The sequence below is a fragment of the Streptomyces sp. NPDC048612 genome (assembly GCF_043199295.1).
Taxonomy (GTDB): domain Bacteria; phylum Actinomycetota; class Actinomycetes; order Streptomycetales; family Streptomycetaceae; genus Streptomyces.
Window position 1 is genome coordinate 22,588 of sequence record NZ_JBICVV010000027.1, and the last position, 14,686, is coordinate 37,273.

13 protein-coding genes are annotated in these 14,686 nt (G+C 74.9%); 7 read left to right on the top strand and 6 right to left on the bottom strand.

What is annotated here, in order from left to right; genetic code table 11:
- Positions 1-274: 274 nt before the first annotated feature.
- Together ACGFN2_RS30770 and ACGFN2_RS30775 are read right to left on the bottom strand one after the other, a co-directional pair.
- Positions 275-1,336 (bottom strand): aminotransferase class V-fold PLP-dependent enzyme, encoded by a 1,062-nt coding sequence (locus ACGFN2_RS30770; protein WP_393365876.1) that lies wholly within the window; start codon positions 1,334-1,336, stop codon positions 275-277.
- Between the two features lie 113 nt (positions 1,337-1,449).
- Complete coding sequence (locus tag ACGFN2_RS30775; protein WP_362614611.1) at positions 1,450-2,166, bottom strand: DsbA family oxidoreductase; 717 nt, start codon at positions 2,164-2,166, stop codon at positions 1,450-1,452.
- 157 nt (positions 2,167-2,323) lie between these two features.
- On the opposite strand from ACGFN2_RS30775, the gene ACGFN2_RS30780 reads away from it, so the two are divergent.
- Complete coding sequence (locus ACGFN2_RS30780) at positions 2,324-3,013, top strand: class I SAM-dependent methyltransferase (RefSeq protein ID WP_393365878.1); 690 nt, start codon at positions 2,324-2,326, stop codon at positions 3,011-3,013.
- Here ACGFN2_RS30780 and ACGFN2_RS30785 read toward each other — a convergent pair.
- Together ACGFN2_RS30785 and ACGFN2_RS30790 are read right to left on the bottom strand one after the other, a co-directional pair.
- Positions 2,955-3,500, bottom strand: coding sequence for a GNAT family N-acetyltransferase (locus ACGFN2_RS30785; protein WP_393365880.1), 546 nt, complete (start codon positions 3,498-3,500; stop codon positions 2,955-2,957). The genes ACGFN2_RS30780 and ACGFN2_RS30785 overlap by 59 nt on opposite strands.
- A gap of 5 nt (positions 3,501-3,505) precedes the next feature.
- On the bottom strand, positions 3,506-5,056 hold the full coding sequence (locus ACGFN2_RS30790; protein WP_362614604.1) for an aldehyde dehydrogenase (NADP(+)): 1,551 nt from the start codon (positions 5,054-5,056) through the stop codon (positions 3,506-3,508).
- A 138-nt stretch (positions 5,057-5,194) separates the two neighbouring features.
- Here ACGFN2_RS30790 and ACGFN2_RS30795 point away from each other — a divergent pair, with 138 nt between their 5' ends.
- From ACGFN2_RS30795 to ACGFN2_RS30820, 6 genes are all read left to right on the top strand, one after another.
- Positions 5,195-5,965: an IclR family transcriptional regulator gene (locus tag ACGFN2_RS30795; RefSeq protein ID WP_393365883.1), complete on the top strand. Its 771-nt coding sequence runs from the start codon at positions 5,195-5,197 to the stop codon at positions 5,963-5,965.
- A 300-nt stretch (positions 5,966-6,265) separates the two neighbouring features.
- The gene (locus ACGFN2_RS30800) at positions 6,266-7,543 is read left to right on the top strand and encodes a sensor histidine kinase (protein WP_393365964.1); all 1,278 of its coding nucleotides are present in this window, start codon (positions 6,266-6,268) and stop codon (positions 7,541-7,543) included.
- Between the two features lie 97 nt (positions 7,544-7,640).
- Positions 7,641-8,441, top strand: coding sequence for a response regulator (locus tag ACGFN2_RS30805; protein ID WP_393365885.1), 801 nt, complete (start codon positions 7,641-7,643; stop codon positions 8,439-8,441).
- Between the two features lie 94 nt (positions 8,442-8,535).
- Entirely contained in the window at positions 8,536-8,808 is a 273-nt protein-coding gene (locus ACGFN2_RS30810) for a GlsB/YeaQ/YmgE family stress response membrane protein (protein WP_362614593.1), read from the top strand.
- 76 nt (positions 8,809-8,884) lie between these two features.
- Complete coding sequence (locus ACGFN2_RS30815) at positions 8,885-10,111, top strand: TerD family protein (RefSeq protein ID WP_393365966.1); 1,227 nt, start codon at positions 8,885-8,887, stop codon at positions 10,109-10,111.
- 417 nt (positions 10,112-10,528) lie between these two features.
- On the top strand, positions 10,529-11,407 hold the full coding sequence (locus tag ACGFN2_RS30820; protein ID WP_393365888.1) for a class I SAM-dependent methyltransferase: 879 nt from the start codon (positions 10,529-10,531) through the stop codon (positions 11,405-11,407).
- 30 nt (positions 11,408-11,437) lie between these two features.
- Here the strand turns inward: ACGFN2_RS30820 and ACGFN2_RS30825 are convergent, their stop codons facing one another.
- Entirely contained in the window at positions 11,438-12,889 is a 1,452-nt protein-coding gene (locus ACGFN2_RS30825) for an alkaline phosphatase PhoX (RefSeq protein ID WP_393365890.1), read from the bottom strand.
- A gap of 185 nt (positions 12,890-13,074) precedes the next feature.
- The gene (locus tag ACGFN2_RS30830) at positions 13,075-14,586 is read right to left on the bottom strand and encodes a hypothetical protein (RefSeq protein ID WP_393365892.1); all 1,512 of its coding nucleotides are present in this window, start codon (positions 14,584-14,586) and stop codon (positions 13,075-13,077) included.
- Between the last annotated feature and the right edge of the window lie 100 nt (positions 14,587-14,686).

Here is a 14,686-nt window from a genome sequence, read left to right on the forward strand (position 1 = left end):
GGTGGCGGGGGGGGGGGGCCGGGCGGGGGGGGGGCGGGGGGGGGGCGCCGGGGGGGCGCCCCGGGGGCGCCGGGCGCGCCCCCCGGGGGCCCCCGTGCGACCGCGGGGCCCCGCCTGTGCGCCCGGGGGGGTTGGGGCACCCCCCCCCGGGGGGCGGGCCCCCCCCCCGGGGGGCGGGGGGGGCGCCCGCGCCGTGTCGTACGACGGGTGTGCGACGAGGGGCCCGGCAGGGCGGGGACCCCCGTACCCCGCCCTGCCGGGTCCCTCCCACCCGCTACCCCAGCAGGGACAGCAGCCGGTCCACGTCATCCGTCGAGTTGTAGAGATGGAAGGCCGCACGGAGCAGCCCGCCGCGTACCGAGACCCGCACCCCCGCCTCGGCCAGCCGGTGCTCGGCGTCCGCGATCCCCGGGGTGGAGACGATCGCCGAACCGGGCGCGGGCCGGGGCAGCAGGCCGCGCTCGGCCAGCCCCGCGCGGTAGTGGTCGGCGAGCGCGGTGTTGTGCGCGTGGATGGTCTCCACACCCAGCTCCGCCAGGAGGCCGAGGGACTGCTCGGCGCCGACATAGGGGTAGTGGGCGTGCGGTTCGTCGTAGCGGCGTGCGGTGGTCGCGGGCAGGATCGGCCCGTAGTTGGACGCGCCGATGTCCTCCCCCGCGACCCAGCCCGCGTGCCGGGCGTTCGGCCACTGCCCGTCCCGCCCCAGGTCCTCGCCGATCGCCAGGAAGGTCACCCCGCGCGGGCACAGCAGCCACTTGTAGGCCCCCGCGGTCACGAAGTCGAAGTCGGCGACGCGCAGCGGCAGCCAGCCGGCGGCCTGGGTGATGTCGAGGTAGGTACGCGTCCCATGGGCCTTCGCGGCCTCGCGGACCGCGGCCATGTCGGCGATCCGGCCGTCCAGCGACTGCACGGCGCTGAAGGCGACCAGCGCGGTCCCGGGACGCACCTCGTCGGCGAGCGCCTCCAGCGGCACGGTACGCAGCCTGACGCCGGGGTGCACCGCGAGCGGATTGACCAGCGAGCTGAAGTCGCCCTCGGGCACCAGTACTTCGGCGCCCTCCGGGAGCGAGGCGGCGACGAACGCGGAGTGCACCGCGACCGAGCTGCCGAGGGCGACCCGCTCGGCGGGTACGCCGTACAGCCGGGCGAAGGCGGCACGGGAGGCCGTGGCGGCGGCGAAGTAGTCGCGGCCCATGGTGCCGTAGGAGGCGGACTCCTCCAGGGCCGCGCGTACGGCGTCGGCGCTGCGCCGCGGCAGCAGCCCGCTGGCAGCGGAATTCAGATAGGTCGTCTCGGCCGCGAATTCGGCCCCACCGAGTGGCTCACGTCGATGCATGCCCCCACTCTGCTCGGCCCTTCCCGCCCCGTCCATTGCGAATTTGCTTGGCCGCTCCGCAACGCTCCCTTATCTCCGCAGGTCACACCGGGTGCGGCCGGTCGGACCCCGGATCAGTTCCCGGGCACGGCACACCCGTCGTCCCCGCACACCGGCGCCGCACCGGCCGGGTCACCGGCGGGCTGCGGCGGCCCGCCCCCGTCGGCGTACGCACGCTCCAGGGCCTCCCGGAAGACCTCGGCGGGCTGCCCGCCGGAGATCCCGTACCGCCGGTCGATGACGAAGAACGGCACACCCGTCGCCCCCAGCTCCGCGGCCTCGCGCTCCTCGGCCCGCACCTCCCGCGCATACGCCCCGGGATCGGCCAGCACCCGCGCGGCCTCCCCGGCCGGCAGCCCCGCGCCGACGGCGATCTCCTCCAGCACGGCGGGGTCGCCCAACGGCCTCGCCTCGGCGAAGTTGGCCCGGTAGAGGGCGTCCAGCAGCGCGTCCTGGACCCCGTGCGCCCGGCCGAGGTGCAGCAGCCGGTGCAGGTCGAAGGTGTTCCCGTGGATGCGGTCGGACCGGTAGTCCAGCCCCTCCCCCGCCGCCGCCCCGGCAACCCGCGCCTCCATCGCCTCGGCCTGCTCCCGGGTCACGCCGTACTTGGTGGCGAGCATGTCGATCACCGGCACGTCCGCGGCGGGCGCTGCGTCCGGGTCCAGCTCGAAGGACCGGTGCACCACCTCCACCTCGGCACGCCCCGCGAACCCGGCCAGCCCCGCCTCGAACCGGGCCTTGCCGATGTAGCACCAGGGGCAGGCGATGTCGGACCAGATCTCGACGCGCATGAGCTGACTTTCCTCGGGTGGATGTGTGCCCGTGCAACCTCGGCGCGCGGGGCGGTATTCCCGGGCGGGCGGCGGGGCCGCGGCGGGTGGGCCGGGGCGGGTGAGGGCTTCGACGTGGCCGGCGGGTGGCCGGCGGTCCGGTGGGTACCGTCCCCGCATGACCTCGTCACAGGGATTTCTCGGCTTCTGGGAGACGACCGGGGCCGGCAAGACCTTCACGCATCCGCTCGATCCGGCGCTGCTGGACGCGTATGTGCCGCGGAGTGCGCGGCTGCTGGACTACGGATGCGGTTACGGGCGGCTGACCGCCGAGCTGGCCGGGAGCGGGTACCGGGCGGTGTGCGGGGTGGATGTCTCGGCGGCGCTGGTCGCGCGGGGGCGGCGGGAGCACCCGGAGCTGGAGCTGCTGCACCGCCCCGGCTTTCCGCTGCCGTTCGAGGACGGATCGTTCGACGCGGCGCTGCTGTTCGCGGTGCTGACGTGTGTGCCGGGGGACGCCGACCAGACGGCGATCGCCGGGGAGCTGGGGCGGCTGGTGCGGCCCGGCGGGGTGCTGTATCTGAGCGATGTGCCGTTGCAGGGGGACGCGCTCAACCGGGAGCGGTACGCGCGGTTCGCGGAACGGTACGGGACGTACGGGGTGTTCGAGACGCCGGACGGCGGGGTGTTCCGGCACCATCCGCCGGAGCGGCTGCGGGGGCTGGTGCGGGAGGCGGGCTTCGCGGTGGTGAAGGAGCGGGCGGGGGCGGTGGCCACGCTGGACGGGCGGACGGCCGAGCGGCTCCAGCTCATCGCCCGTCGGGAGCCGGCGGCGCCTGCGCCGTCACCAGGTCCAGCGTCAGGCTGAGGTGCAGGGCGTCCGGGGCGGGGCGGCGGTCCGGGTCGGGGCGCCAGCCGAGGCGGGTGTAGAAGGCGCGGGCGCGGTGGTTGTGCCAGAGGACGTCGAGGGCGGCCCGGGAGACGCCGGCCGCGTGCCAGGCCCGTAAGCAGGCGTGGTGCAGGGCCAGGCCGACGCCGGTGCCCCAGTGGCCGGGGTCGACATGGAGCTGGTGGAGGGTGACGGCCGTCCGGTGGCCGGCGCGGTGGCGGTAGGAGGCCGCGCCGACCACGGTGCCGCGGCGGGCGGCGCAGAGCGCGGGGGTGTCGCCCCGGTCCAGGTCGCGGGACCAGGCGTCGTGCCACCGGGCCCGCTCGGCGGGGACGTCGAAGGGGACGCCCGGGAAGCGGGCCCGGTGGTACGCGGCACGGGCGCCGCTGTGCAGGGCGGCGATCGCGGCCAGGTCCGCGGCCGTCGCGGCGCGGACCCGGAGGGCGTCGCCGTCGGCGGGGCGCACGGCCGCTACGCGCCCTCGGCGCGGCCGTCGACCCGGCGCGGCAGGCCGAGCGGGTTGTCCTCGCGCAGCTCGGGCGGCAGCAGTGCCGGCGGGGTGTCCTGGTAGGCCACCGGGCGCAGCCAGCGTTCCACGGCGGTGCCGCCGACGGAGGTGGAGGTGGAGGTGGTGGCCGGGTAGGGGCCGCCGTGGTGCTGGGCGGGGGCGACCGCGACACCGGTCGGCCAGCCGTTGACGACCACCCGGCCGGCGAGCGGGGTGACCTCGGCCAGCAGCCGGGCGCCGCGGCCCGCGTCATCGGTGCCCGCGCTCTCCGCCTCGCCGAGGTGCAGGGTCGCGGAGAGGTTGCCGGGGAGCCGGGCGAGGACGGCGCCGGCCTCGGCCTCGTCGGTGTAGCGGGCGACGACGGTGACCGGGCCGAAGCACTCCTCCAGGAGGAGGTCGTGCGGCCCCTCGGCGGCCAGGTGGGCGGCGGGGACGGCGAGGAAGCCGGCGCTGACGGTGTGCTCGCCGCCCGCGCCGGGGGTCACCGGCGCCTCGACCCCGGGGAGCGCGGCGCGGGTGCGGACCCCGTCGAGGAAGGCCTGCCGCATCCGGTGGTCGAGCAGCACCCCGGCCTCGGTGTCGCTGACCGCGTCGGTCAGCGCCTTCAGCAGCCGGTCGCCGGTCGCGCCGCCGGGCGCCAGCACCAGGCCGGGCTTCACACAGAACTGGCCGACGCCGAGGGTCATCGCCCCGGCCAGCCCGGCACCGATCTGCTCGGCGCGCTCGGCGGCCGCGTCCTCGGTGATCACGACGGGGTTGAGGCTGCCCAGCTCACCGTGGAAGGGGATCGGGTGCGGGCGGGACGCGGCCGCGTCGTACAGGGCACGGCCGCCGCGCACCGAGCCGGTGAAGCCGGCCGCGCCGATCAGCGGATGGCGCACCAGGTCGATGCCGGCCTGGAAGCCGTGCACCAGGCCGACCACGCCCTCCGGCAGACCGGTCTCCCGGGCGGCGCGGCGCAGCAGCGCCGCGCACAGCTCGGAGGTGGCCGGGTGGTCCGGGTGCGCCTTGACGACGACCGGGCAGCCGGCCGCGAGGGCGCTGGCGGTGTCGCCGCCCGGGACCGAGAACGCGAGCGGGAAGTTGCTGGCGGCGTAGACCGCGACCGGGCCCAGCGGGACCTTGTAGCGGCGCAGGTCGGGGCGGGGCGGGGTGAGGCCGGGGTCGGCGTGGTCGATCAGGACGTCGAGGAACGCGCCCTCCTCGACCAGGTCCGCGAAGGCCCGCAACTGGTAGGTGGTGCGGGCGAGTTCGCCGGTGAGCCGGCCGGGGCCGAGCGCGGTTTCGGCGTCGGCGGCCTCGATGACCGCCTCGCCCGCCTCGTCGAGCAGCTCGGCGGAGCGGCGCAGCAGGGCGGCGCGTACGGTGCGGTCGGCCAGCGCGCCACGGGCGGCGTGTGCGGTGCGGACCGCGGTGTCCACCTCGTCGGCGGTGGCCTCCACCGCGACCTGTTCCCGTGGCTTCCCGGTGCGGGGGTCGACACTCCAGACTGGTGCTGCCGCTGTCGCTGCCACCGTGTATTCCTCCCGGGCGATGCTGCCGAGTCGTTCCGCGCCATGCCGCCCACCGGATCACGTTCGATATGCTGAACGCTGTCCCAGATGGTGAACAACTGGGACTCTATGGCGGGCCGAACAGGGGGGTCAAGGGCGATGTCAGCTGCCGATACCGGGGGATCGCAGGTCAAATCCGCCGTACGGACGGTGGAGTTGCTCGAATACTTCGCAGCTCGTCCCGGTATGCACAGTCTGGCCTCCGTCCAAGACGCGGTCGGCTACCCGAAGTCCAGCCTCTACATGCTGCTGCGCACCCTCGTCGACCTGGACTGGGTCGAGACCGACACGACCGGCACCCGCTACGGCATCGGCGTACGCGCCCTGCTGGTCGGCACCTCGTACCTCGACGGCGACGAGGTGGTGGCCGCGGCCCGGCCGACGCTGGACCGGCTCGCCGACGACACCACCGAGACCATCCACCTCGCCCGGCTCGACGGCACCCATGTCGTGCATCTCGCGACCCGTCAGTCCCCGCACCATCTGCGCCCTTCCGCCCGCGTCGGCCGGCGGCTGCCCGCGCACGCCACCTCGCTGGGCAAGGCGCTGCTCGCCACCCACACCGACGAGCAGGTCCGGGCGATGCTGCCGCCGTCCCTCCCCCGGCTGACCGAGCACACCCTCACCGACCGCGAGCAGCTGATCGAGGAGCTGCACACGGTGCGCGAACAGGGCTGTGCGGTCGACCGCGAGGAGAACACACTGGGCCTGCGCTGCTTCGGCGTCGCGGTCCCCTACCGCACCCCGGCGCGGGACGCGATCAGCTGCTCGGTGCCGGTGGCCCGGCTGACCCCGGAACACGAGCAGCAGATCAAGGACGCCCTGTCCGGCGCCCGCGACCGGCTGGCGCTGGCCACCCGGCGGCTGTGAGCCGGCCCCGCGGAACCGGCTGAGCCCCGCCCCTCCCCCGTGCGGCGGAGGCGGATCGTCATCCGGGCCGAGGCGCGCGGGCGGCGGGTCCGGAAGACTGGCCGCCATGACCGTTCGGGCCGGCCGGCACCACCACCGCGCACGTCACTCACCTGACGCACCTGACTCGCCTCACGCACCTGGCGCACCCACCGCTCCGCGGCGGGGCGTGCCGGGCGCTCTCCGGGCGGCCGTCGCCGCGGAGCGCCGGACGGAGCGTCAGGCGCAGCGCCGGGACGGGTCCGGGGCCGCGCGGTGCGACTGACCGGACTGCGGCGGTACGCCCTGTGCTGGGTCCACCTGGTGATCGGCGGCGCGTTCCTGATGCCGTACTTCCTGATGGCGTCGGTCGTCCTGTCGCTGGTCAGGGACGGCACCGACACCTACGGCGATATCGCCACCCAGTTCCTCGCGTTCGGCCTCGCCCTGCCGCCGGCCTGGGCGGCCGGGCTGGTGTTCGCGCCGGCGCGGTCCATGGCGACCGGCGCCGTACGGACGTTCTACGGTGTGCCGCGGGAGCTGCTGGCCGACGAGCCGGGGTACTCGTGGACCGCCCGGCGGCGTACCGCGCTGTGGTACCTGGCGCACAACGCGGCGGGCGGGATCGTCAGCGGCATGTCGCTGGCCGCGCCGCCGGCCGCGGTGGGTCTGCTGGCACTGCCGTTCTCGACCGGGCTCCAGCGCGGCTTCCCGGGGTGGCAGGAGGCCTTCCCCGGCGTGCTCGGCCCACTTGCCGGGCTGGCGCTGCTGGCGCTGCTGGCGGGCACGACCTGGGGAGCCGGGCAGCTCATGGCCCGCTTGGCGCCGGTCCTGCTGGGGCCCACGCCCGCCGACCGGCTGGCCGCCGCCGAGCGCCGGGCCGCCGGTCTGGCCACCCGCAACCGGCTGGCCCGCGAGCTGCACGACTCGGTGGGGCACGCGCTGAGCGCGGTCACCCTGCAGGCGAGCGCGGCCCGCCGGGTCCTCGACACGGACCCGGAGTTCGCCCGGCAGGCGCTGGCCGCCATCGAGGACACCACCCGGGACGCGGTCGCCGAACTGGACACCGTACTGGGCCTGTTGCGCGAGGAGGACGGCGGCGACCCGACGGCGCCCGCGCCCACCCTGGACGGGCTGGAGGCGCTGCTCGAACGGACCCGCGCGGCGGGCGTCCGGATCGAGACGACCGTGCAGGGGCGGTGCACGGGGCTGCCTCCGGTGGTTTCCCGGGAGGCGTACCGGATCGTGCAGGAGGGCCTGAGCAATGCGCTGCGGCACGCCGGGCCGGTGCCGGTGGAGCTGTCTGTGCACCGCACCGAGCGGGAGTTGACCCTGCGGATGGAGAACCCGGTGAGCGGCCGGGTGGCCGGCCCGGCGCCCGGCTCGTCGGTCCCGGCACCCCGCACGGGCGGGGGCCGCGGCCTGCTGGGAATCGCCGAACGGGCCCGGCTGCTGGGCGGCGAGGCGGCGGCCGGGGCACACGACGGCGTATGGCGGCTGACGGTCCGGCTGCCACTGGCGGGGAGGGAGCGCGGTGCACGCGGCGCGGTACGGCCGTAGGGGCGCCGGGGACCTCTGCGGGGCGACCGGAGGACGGAGCCAGGGGCCGCGGGAAGCCGGGAGAACAGGGGAGAGCAGGGTGACAGGGGACGGGGACATGACCACAGCTCAGGACGACGGCCACGCGACATGCGGCGACGGCGACGGCCACACGGCCGGCGACGACGACAGCGGCGGCAACGGCGGTGACCGGCGCGGCGACGGCGACGGCGACGTCAGCGGTGACCGGGACCGGCCCCGTCCGCTGCGCGTCGTGCTCGCCGACGACGAGCGGATGGTGCGTACGGCGCTGCGCGCGATCCTGGGCGCCGAGGGCGATATGGAGGTCGTCGGCGAGGCGGCGACCGGGGCCGAGGCGGTGCCGCTGATCCGGGAACTGCGCCCGGACATCGTGCTGATGGACGTCCGGATGCCGGAGATCGACGGAATCCGGGCGACCGAGCAGGTGCTCGCCGGGATGGACCGGCCGCCGCGCATCATCGTGGTGACGACCTTCGAGAACGACGCCTACGTCTATGACGCGCTGCGGGCCGGTGCCAGCGGGTTCCTGCTCAAACGGTCCGGCGCGGAGGACCTGGTGCAGGCCGTGCGGCTGGTGGCGCGCAGCGACTCGCTGCTGTTCCCGGCCGCGGTACGGCAACTGGCCGCCCGGCACGCCGGGGAGCGGGCCGCGAACGACGCGGCGCGGCTGATCCGGGCCCGGCTGTCGGAGCGGGAGCGGGCGGTGCTGCGGCTGATGACCGCCGGGATGACGAACGCCGAGATCGCGGACCGGCTCGGGGTGGGCCCGGCCACGGTCAAGACGCATGTGGCGGGCGTACTGGCCAAGCTCGGCGTACGGGACCGGACCCAGGCGGTGATCGCCGCGTACGAGTGCGGGTTCGTGCGGCCGGGGTGAGGGGCGGAGGCGGGACCCGCCGAGGAACCCCTGCCGCCCGGCCGGCGTCCTCGTGTACGTACCGCAATTTCCGTGCAGGAACGAGGAACACATCATGGGCATCGTCAGCTGGCTCGTACTCGGGCTGATCGCGGGCGTCATCGCCAAGGTTCTGCTGCCGGGGCGGGACCCGGGCGGAATCGTCGGCACGACCCTGATCGGCATCGTGGGGTCCTTCATCGGCGGCTGGCTCTCCACCCAGATCCTGCACCGCCCGATACCCAAGGACTTCGGCGAACCGGCCATGTGGATCTCCTCGATCGCCGGGGCCCTGGTCCTGCTGATCGCCTACCGGCTGCTCTTCGGCAACTCCCGGGAACGCCGGTGAACAGGCCGGATCTCCCCCGGACCACGGGTAATGGAACCGCAAAGGCGGGCCGATCGTTGAGCCCGGCATGACCGCTATGACTCCTGGCTCGAACCTCCCGCTCAGCGCCGTGCGGGTGGCGGTGGACGTCACCGCCCCCGTGCGGCTGGACGTCTCGGGCCTGCTGCTGGCCTCCGACGGCAAGGTGCGCTCCGACGACGACTTCGTGTTCTACAACCAGCCCGCCGGGCCGGGCGTGACGCACTCCGCGGCGGCCGGCGGCGGCGACACCATCACGGTGGACACCGCGGCGGTGCCCGAGGGCATCGAGAAGATCGTGGTCACCGCGAGCCTGGACACCCCCGGCGCGACCTTCGCCGGCACCGAACCGACCGGCACGGTCCGCAACGCCGACGACGGCAGCGTCCTCGCCTCCTTCACCCCGCCGCAGCTGGGCACCGAGACCGCGCTGGTGGTCGTCGAGATCTACCGCCGCGGCGGGGCCTGGAAGGTCCGCGCCGTCGGCCAGGGCTACGCCGACGGCCTCGCCGGGATCGCCACCGACTTCGGCGTCTCCGTGGAGGAACCGGCCGCGCCCGCCGCCACCCCCGCTCCCCCTGCCACTCCGGCCCCCGCGGCACCCGCGGCCCCCGCCGGCCAGTGGGGACCGCCGACCGGCGCCCCGGCCCCGGTCGCCCCGCCGGCCGCGGCCCCTGCCCCGGCAGCCCCGGCGGCAGCCGCACCGGGCAAGATCAACCTCGACAAGGGCCGCGTCAGCCTCCAGAAGAACCAGACCGTCTCCCTGGTCAAGGGCGGCCGCCCGCTGCTCAGCTCGGTCCGGATGGGCCTCGGCTGGGAGCCCGCCTTCCGCAGCAAGAGCATCGACCTGGACGCCTCCGTCATCGCCTACGGCCCGGACCGCAAGAAGGTCGACAACTGCTTCTTCGGCAAGCTGATGATCCTGGGCGGCGCGATCCAGCACTCCGGTGACAACCTCACCGGCGAGGGCGCCGGCGACGACGAGGCGATCACCGTCCACCTCGGCGGGCTGCCCCCGGAGGTGACGGGCCTGGTCTTCGTGGTGAACTCCTTCTCCGGCCAGAAGTTCTCCGACGTCGCCAAGGCCTACTGCCGCCTGCTGGACGCCCAGAGCGGCGAGGAACTGGTCCGCTTCGACCTCACCCACTCCGAGCCCCGTACGGGCGTGATGATGGCGAAGCTCATCCGCCAGTTCTCCGGTGAGTGGGAGATGACCGCGATGGGCGAGTACGTCGACGCCCGCACGGTCCGCGGCATGATCAAGCCGGCCGGCCAGGCGCTCTGAGCCGCTAGGACCTGCCGTCAAACTCCCACCTGCCCCGCGACGCTCCCCCAGCTACCGCTGGGAGGTGCCCCCAGGCACGCACGCTCGCCGCGTTGTCGGGTTCACCCCGATACACCCAGTATCGGGGCGACCCTCCGCCTTGCGATCGCACGCACCAGACGCCGCGGGGCCGCCCTTCGGGCGAACGATGGGAGTTTGACGACAGGCCCTAGACGCCCGGTCCCTGACGGCCCCGCCGCCGTCAGGGGACCGGGGCGCGGCGGCTCTCCCCCACGCGCGGCCTCCCCGCTGGGCGAGCGCCGCACGATGGTGCGGCAGCGTTCCAGGGCCGAGAATTGTTGCGTCCGTACCGCCGGGTCAGCGCCTCCGCGGCGCCCGTCACGGCGGGCCCCCCACGGCACGCACGAGGAGCGTTCGATGACGCAGCAGCCGCCGCCGGCCGCCCCCGCCGAACCCCCGGACGGCCCAGCGCCCCCGGACCTTCCCGAACGGGTCGCGCGGGTCTACGGCGCCGACGACCTCAGCACCGTCGCCGCCTTCGCCGGCGGCTTCATCAACTTCGGCTACTGGACGGGCCTGCCCGGCCCCGCTGACCGGCAGCTGACCGAGGCCGACCGGGTGCGCAGCGAGGAGGACCTCTACCGTCTGGTGCTCGGCACCTTCGGCCGGGCGCGGGGCCGCACCGCCCTGGACGTCGGCTGCGGACGCGGGCTGGGCTGTGCGCTGGCGCTGCGGGAGTCCGGGCTGGGGACGGTCATCGGGCTGGACGCCCACCCCGACCAGATCGCCCGCGCCCGGAAGGCCAACGCGGACCTGCTCGCCGCGCCCGCGGACACCGCAGGCCGGCTGGAGTTCGTCCTGGGCGCGGCCCAGCGCATCCCGCTGCCCGACGACTGCGTGGACTGCCTGTTCTCGGTCGAGGCGGCGCAGCACTTCCGTGATCTGCCCGGTTTCGCCCGGGAGGCCGCGCGGGTGCTGCGCCCGGACGGCCGGCTCGCGCTGACCACCTTCTTCGCCCGCAGCCGGGAGGCCGCCCGCGCCCTGCCGGAGCTGCTGCCCCCGTTCGCCGACGGCCTGGACGTTCCGCACGTGGTCGACGAGGTCGCTGCGGCCCTGTCGGCGGCGGGGCTGCGGGAGGTGCGGGTCCGGTCGATCGGCGACGGGGTCTGGGAGTCCTACGACCGTTACATGGCCCAGCAGCCGGAACTCCGCGACGACGAGTGGCCGCGCCGCTATCTGACGGCGTACGAGACCGGGCTGCTGGACTACTACCTCCTGACGGCGGCGGCCGGCTGAGCCGCCGCCGGACGGAGCGCCGGGGCGTGCCTACCGCTGGCGGCGCTGCCGCTTCCACGGCCCGGTGATGGCGAGCATGAGGCCGGGCTCCTGGATGTTGGCGAACAGCGTGCGGCCGTCCGGCGAGAACACCGGCCCGGTGAATTCGCTGAACTCGGGCTCGGACGCGGTGCCGATGTTCAGCTCGTTGCGGGCGATCGGGTAGGTGCGGCCGTCGTCGGTGGCCCCGAAGAGGTGCTGGACGCCCTCGCCGTCCTCGGCGATGATCAGCCCGCCGTAGGGCGAGACGGTGATGTTGTCGGGGCCGTCGAGCGCGCCGTCCCTGGACGGGTCGGGGTTGACGCCCAGCAGCACCTTGAGGGTCAGGGTCCGGCGCCGCGGGTCGTAGAACCAGACCTGCCCGTCGTGCTGGACGGGGCTCTCGTCGCGGGCGTAGGAGGAGACGACGTAGGCGCCGCCGTCCGCCCACCACAGGCCCTCCAGCTTGCGGGCGCGGGTGACCTCGGTGTCCTTGAACTGCTTGCGCACCGAGACCTTACGGGCGTCGCGGTCGGGCACCTCGACCCAGTCGACGCCGTAGACCGTGCCGGTCTTCGTGGCGCGCGACAGGTCGTCGACGAACCGGCCGCCGGAGTCGAAGCACTTGAAGGCCTCCAGCACACCGGAGTCGGCGGCGAGCGAGCGCAGCTGACCGCGGCCGTGGCGGAAACCGTGCGGCGGAGTCCAGCGGTAGAAGAGGCCGTTGGGGCCGGAGGCGTCCTCGGTGAGGTAGAGGTGGCCGCGCCGGGGGTCGACGACGACCGCCTCGTGGGCGTAACGGCCCAGCGCCTTGAGGGGCTTGGGGTCGCGGCCGGCCCGGCGGTCGTGGGGGTCGACCTCGAAGACGTAGCCGTGGTCCTTGGTCATGCCGTGCTCGCCGGCCTTGTCCTCGGTCTCCTCGCCGGTGAGCCAGGTGCCCCACGGGGTGGTGCCACCCGCGCAGTTGGTGGACGTACCGGCGACGCCGACCCATTCGCCGACCGGGCTGCCGTCCTTGGCGACCTCGACGACGGTGCAGCCGCCGGAGGCCGCCGGGTCGTAGACCAGCCCTTCGGCCAGCGGCACCGGGTGCGGCCAGTCGGCGCGCGGGCCCTTCAGCTCGTGGTTGTTGACCAGGAGGGTGGTGCCGCGGTGACCCTCGAAGGTGCCGGTGCCGTCGTGGTTGGAGGGCGTGGACTCACCGCTGTCCAGCTTGGTGACCCCGGTCCGGGTGATGATCCGGTACGAGAACCCGGCGGGCAGCGCGAGGATGCCGTCCGGGTCCGTGACCAGCGGGCCGTAGCCGATGCCGGTGCCGTCCGCCGTGCCGTCCGGGCCGCCGTCCGGCACCTCCTCGCCGATGGCTCCGGGCGCGGTGGCCAGCACGCCGACGCTGCCGGCCAGTGCGACGCCCGCACCGGTCAGCGCGGAACGCTTGGCGAAGTCTCTGCGGGTGAGCGGCATTGTCATCTCCTGGATGGCCGGTTTCTTCTCCCCTGTGCCTGCGGGCACACGCTCTCGTGCGCCGTCGAACTCCAGTTGAACGCGATGCGACATCCGGGAAGCAGTTGGGGCGTGTCCGGCGGATCAGGTCACTGCCCTGCTCCGCCGGACACGCCCCATGACGTGGCCGAAACCGCCCGGTCCGCTCAGCCGGACTGGCGCGAGCGCGCCTTGAACGCGGCCTTGCGGGCCTCCTTGGCGGCCTTCTTGTCCGGGTGCAGCCGGCCCATGGCCTCCAGGACGTCGGCGGTGGCCGGGTGGTCCACCCGCCAGGCGGTGTCGAAGAACCCGCTGTGCTGCTCGGTCAGGCCCTGCACCAGGTCACGCAGCTCGTCCGCGGCGTCCTCGTCGGCGCTGTCCAGCTGCGCCGCGATGGTGTCCACCGTGAGCCAGAAGATCATCTCCTGGGACGGCTCGGGGATGCCGGGCAGTGCGCGCTCGGCGAGCCAGACCCGGGCCAGGCCGCCGAGCTGCCGGTCGTCGAGCACCTCGCGCAGTGCCGCCTCGGCGTCCGGCGAGACCAGCGACAGGGTCTGCTGGGCGGCGAGCCGGCGCCGCGGGGCGCGCTCGTCGTCCCCGCGGGCGGCGGTGAGCAGATCCCGGGCGGCGTCCGGGGACGTCCGGGCGGCGAGCCACAGCTCGGACTCGGCCTGGGCGAGCGCCTCGGGATAGTCGGGCAGCGCGTCCAGGAGGACGTCGGCGCCCTTGTCGGTGAGGTCGCCGACGGCGGGGGCGTGCACGCCCGCGTCGAGCATCCGGGCGCGGACGGCGTAGACGCCGAGCGGGGTGAGGCGGACCAGGCCGTAGCGGGAGACGTCCTCGTCGGTGAGCGGCTCGTCGCCGTTCGCCCCGGGGCTCCGGGGGAGGACCGTCTCGCCGTCCTCGTCCAGCTCCTCGATGAGGGCCTCGTCGACGGGCCGGTAGACGACCAGACCGATCGGCTCCAGCAGCCGGAACTGGTCGTCCAGGCGCATCATCGCCTCGGAGACCTCTTCGAGGACGTCGTCCGTGGGCTCGTCCATGTCCTCCGGGACGATCATGGAGGCGGCCAGTGCGGGCAGCGGGACGTCCTGGTCGGGGCGCTCGTTCAAGGTGGTGAGCAGGTAGAGGTTGCCGAGGATGCCGTCCAGCAGCTCGGCCTCCTCCTCCGGGTTCCAGTCGAGCGCGTCGAGGTCCAGTTCGCCGCCCTCGGTGAGCTGGTCGGCCAGGTCGGCGAGGTCGGGGGCGGCCGCGTCGGCGAGCACGGTCTCCATGCCGCCGAGCCAGATGTCGAGGACGTCCTGCGGGCCGCCGGAGGTGAGCAGGCCCAGCTCCTCGCCGGGGGTGGCGACACCGGCCGCGGCGTCGTCGGGGAGGTCGGCGCCGTCCTCGCTCTCCTCGGTCTCCGTGATCTCCACGAGTCCGGTGTCCACCGCGAGCTGCCAGGCCTCGGCGGCGTAGGCGGGGCCGTCCTCGTCGCCGGTCAGGCCGAGGTGGGCGGTGGCCTCGGCCAGCGGCTCCTCCAGGATCTGGCCGCCGACGCCGACCGGCACACCGCGCTCGGCCCAGCGGGCGAGCTTCGCGGCGCGGGCCATCAGGGGGGCACTCAGCGCGTCCCGGGCCAGCTCCGCTTCGGTGTGCAGCCGCACCGGCGGCAGGGTGGGGCGGTCTGCGGACATCGGGTGCTCAGCTCCTCGGACGGACTACGGCTGGGGCCTCCCAGCGGTAGCTGGGGAGTGCGCCGCCCAAGCGTAGACGGAATTCTCCGTATCTCGGACG

Coding starts and splice junctions, on each gene's coding strand:
- ACGFN2_RS30810 (WP_362614593.1), top strand. CDS start 8,536: ATGGGCATCGTCAGCTGGCTCGTACTCGGGCTGATCGCGGGCGTCATC.
- ACGFN2_RS30780 (WP_393365878.1), top strand. CDS start 2,324: ATGACCTCGTCACAGGGATTTCTCGGCTTCTGGGAGACGACCGGGGCC.
- ACGFN2_RS30770 (WP_393365876.1), bottom strand. CDS start 1,336: ATGCATCGACGTGAGCCACTCGGTGGGGCCGAATTCGCGGCCGAGACG.
- ACGFN2_RS30815 (WP_393365966.1), top strand. CDS start 8,885: ATGACTCCTGGCTCGAACCTCCCGCTCAGCGCCGTGCGGGTGGCGGTG.
- ACGFN2_RS30825 (WP_393365890.1), bottom strand. CDS start 12,889: ATGCCGCTCACCCGCAGAGACTTCGCCAAGCGTTCCGCGCTGACCGGT.
- ACGFN2_RS30830 (WP_393365892.1), bottom strand. CDS start 14,586: ATGTCCGCAGACCGCCCCACCCTGCCGCCGGTGCGGCTGCACACCGAA.
- ACGFN2_RS30805 (WP_393365885.1), top strand. CDS start 7,641: ATGACCACAGCTCAGGACGACGGCCACGCGACATGCGGCGACGGCGAC.
- ACGFN2_RS30795 (WP_393365883.1), top strand. CDS start 5,195: ATGTCAGCTGCCGATACCGGGGGATCGCAGGTCAAATCCGCCGTACGG.
- ACGFN2_RS30775 (WP_362614611.1), bottom strand. CDS start 2,166: ATGCGCGTCGAGATCTGGTCCGACATCGCCTGCCCCTGGTGCTACATC.
- ACGFN2_RS30820 (WP_393365888.1), top strand. CDS start 10,529: ATGACGCAGCAGCCGCCGCCGGCCGCCCCCGCCGAACCCCCGGACGGC.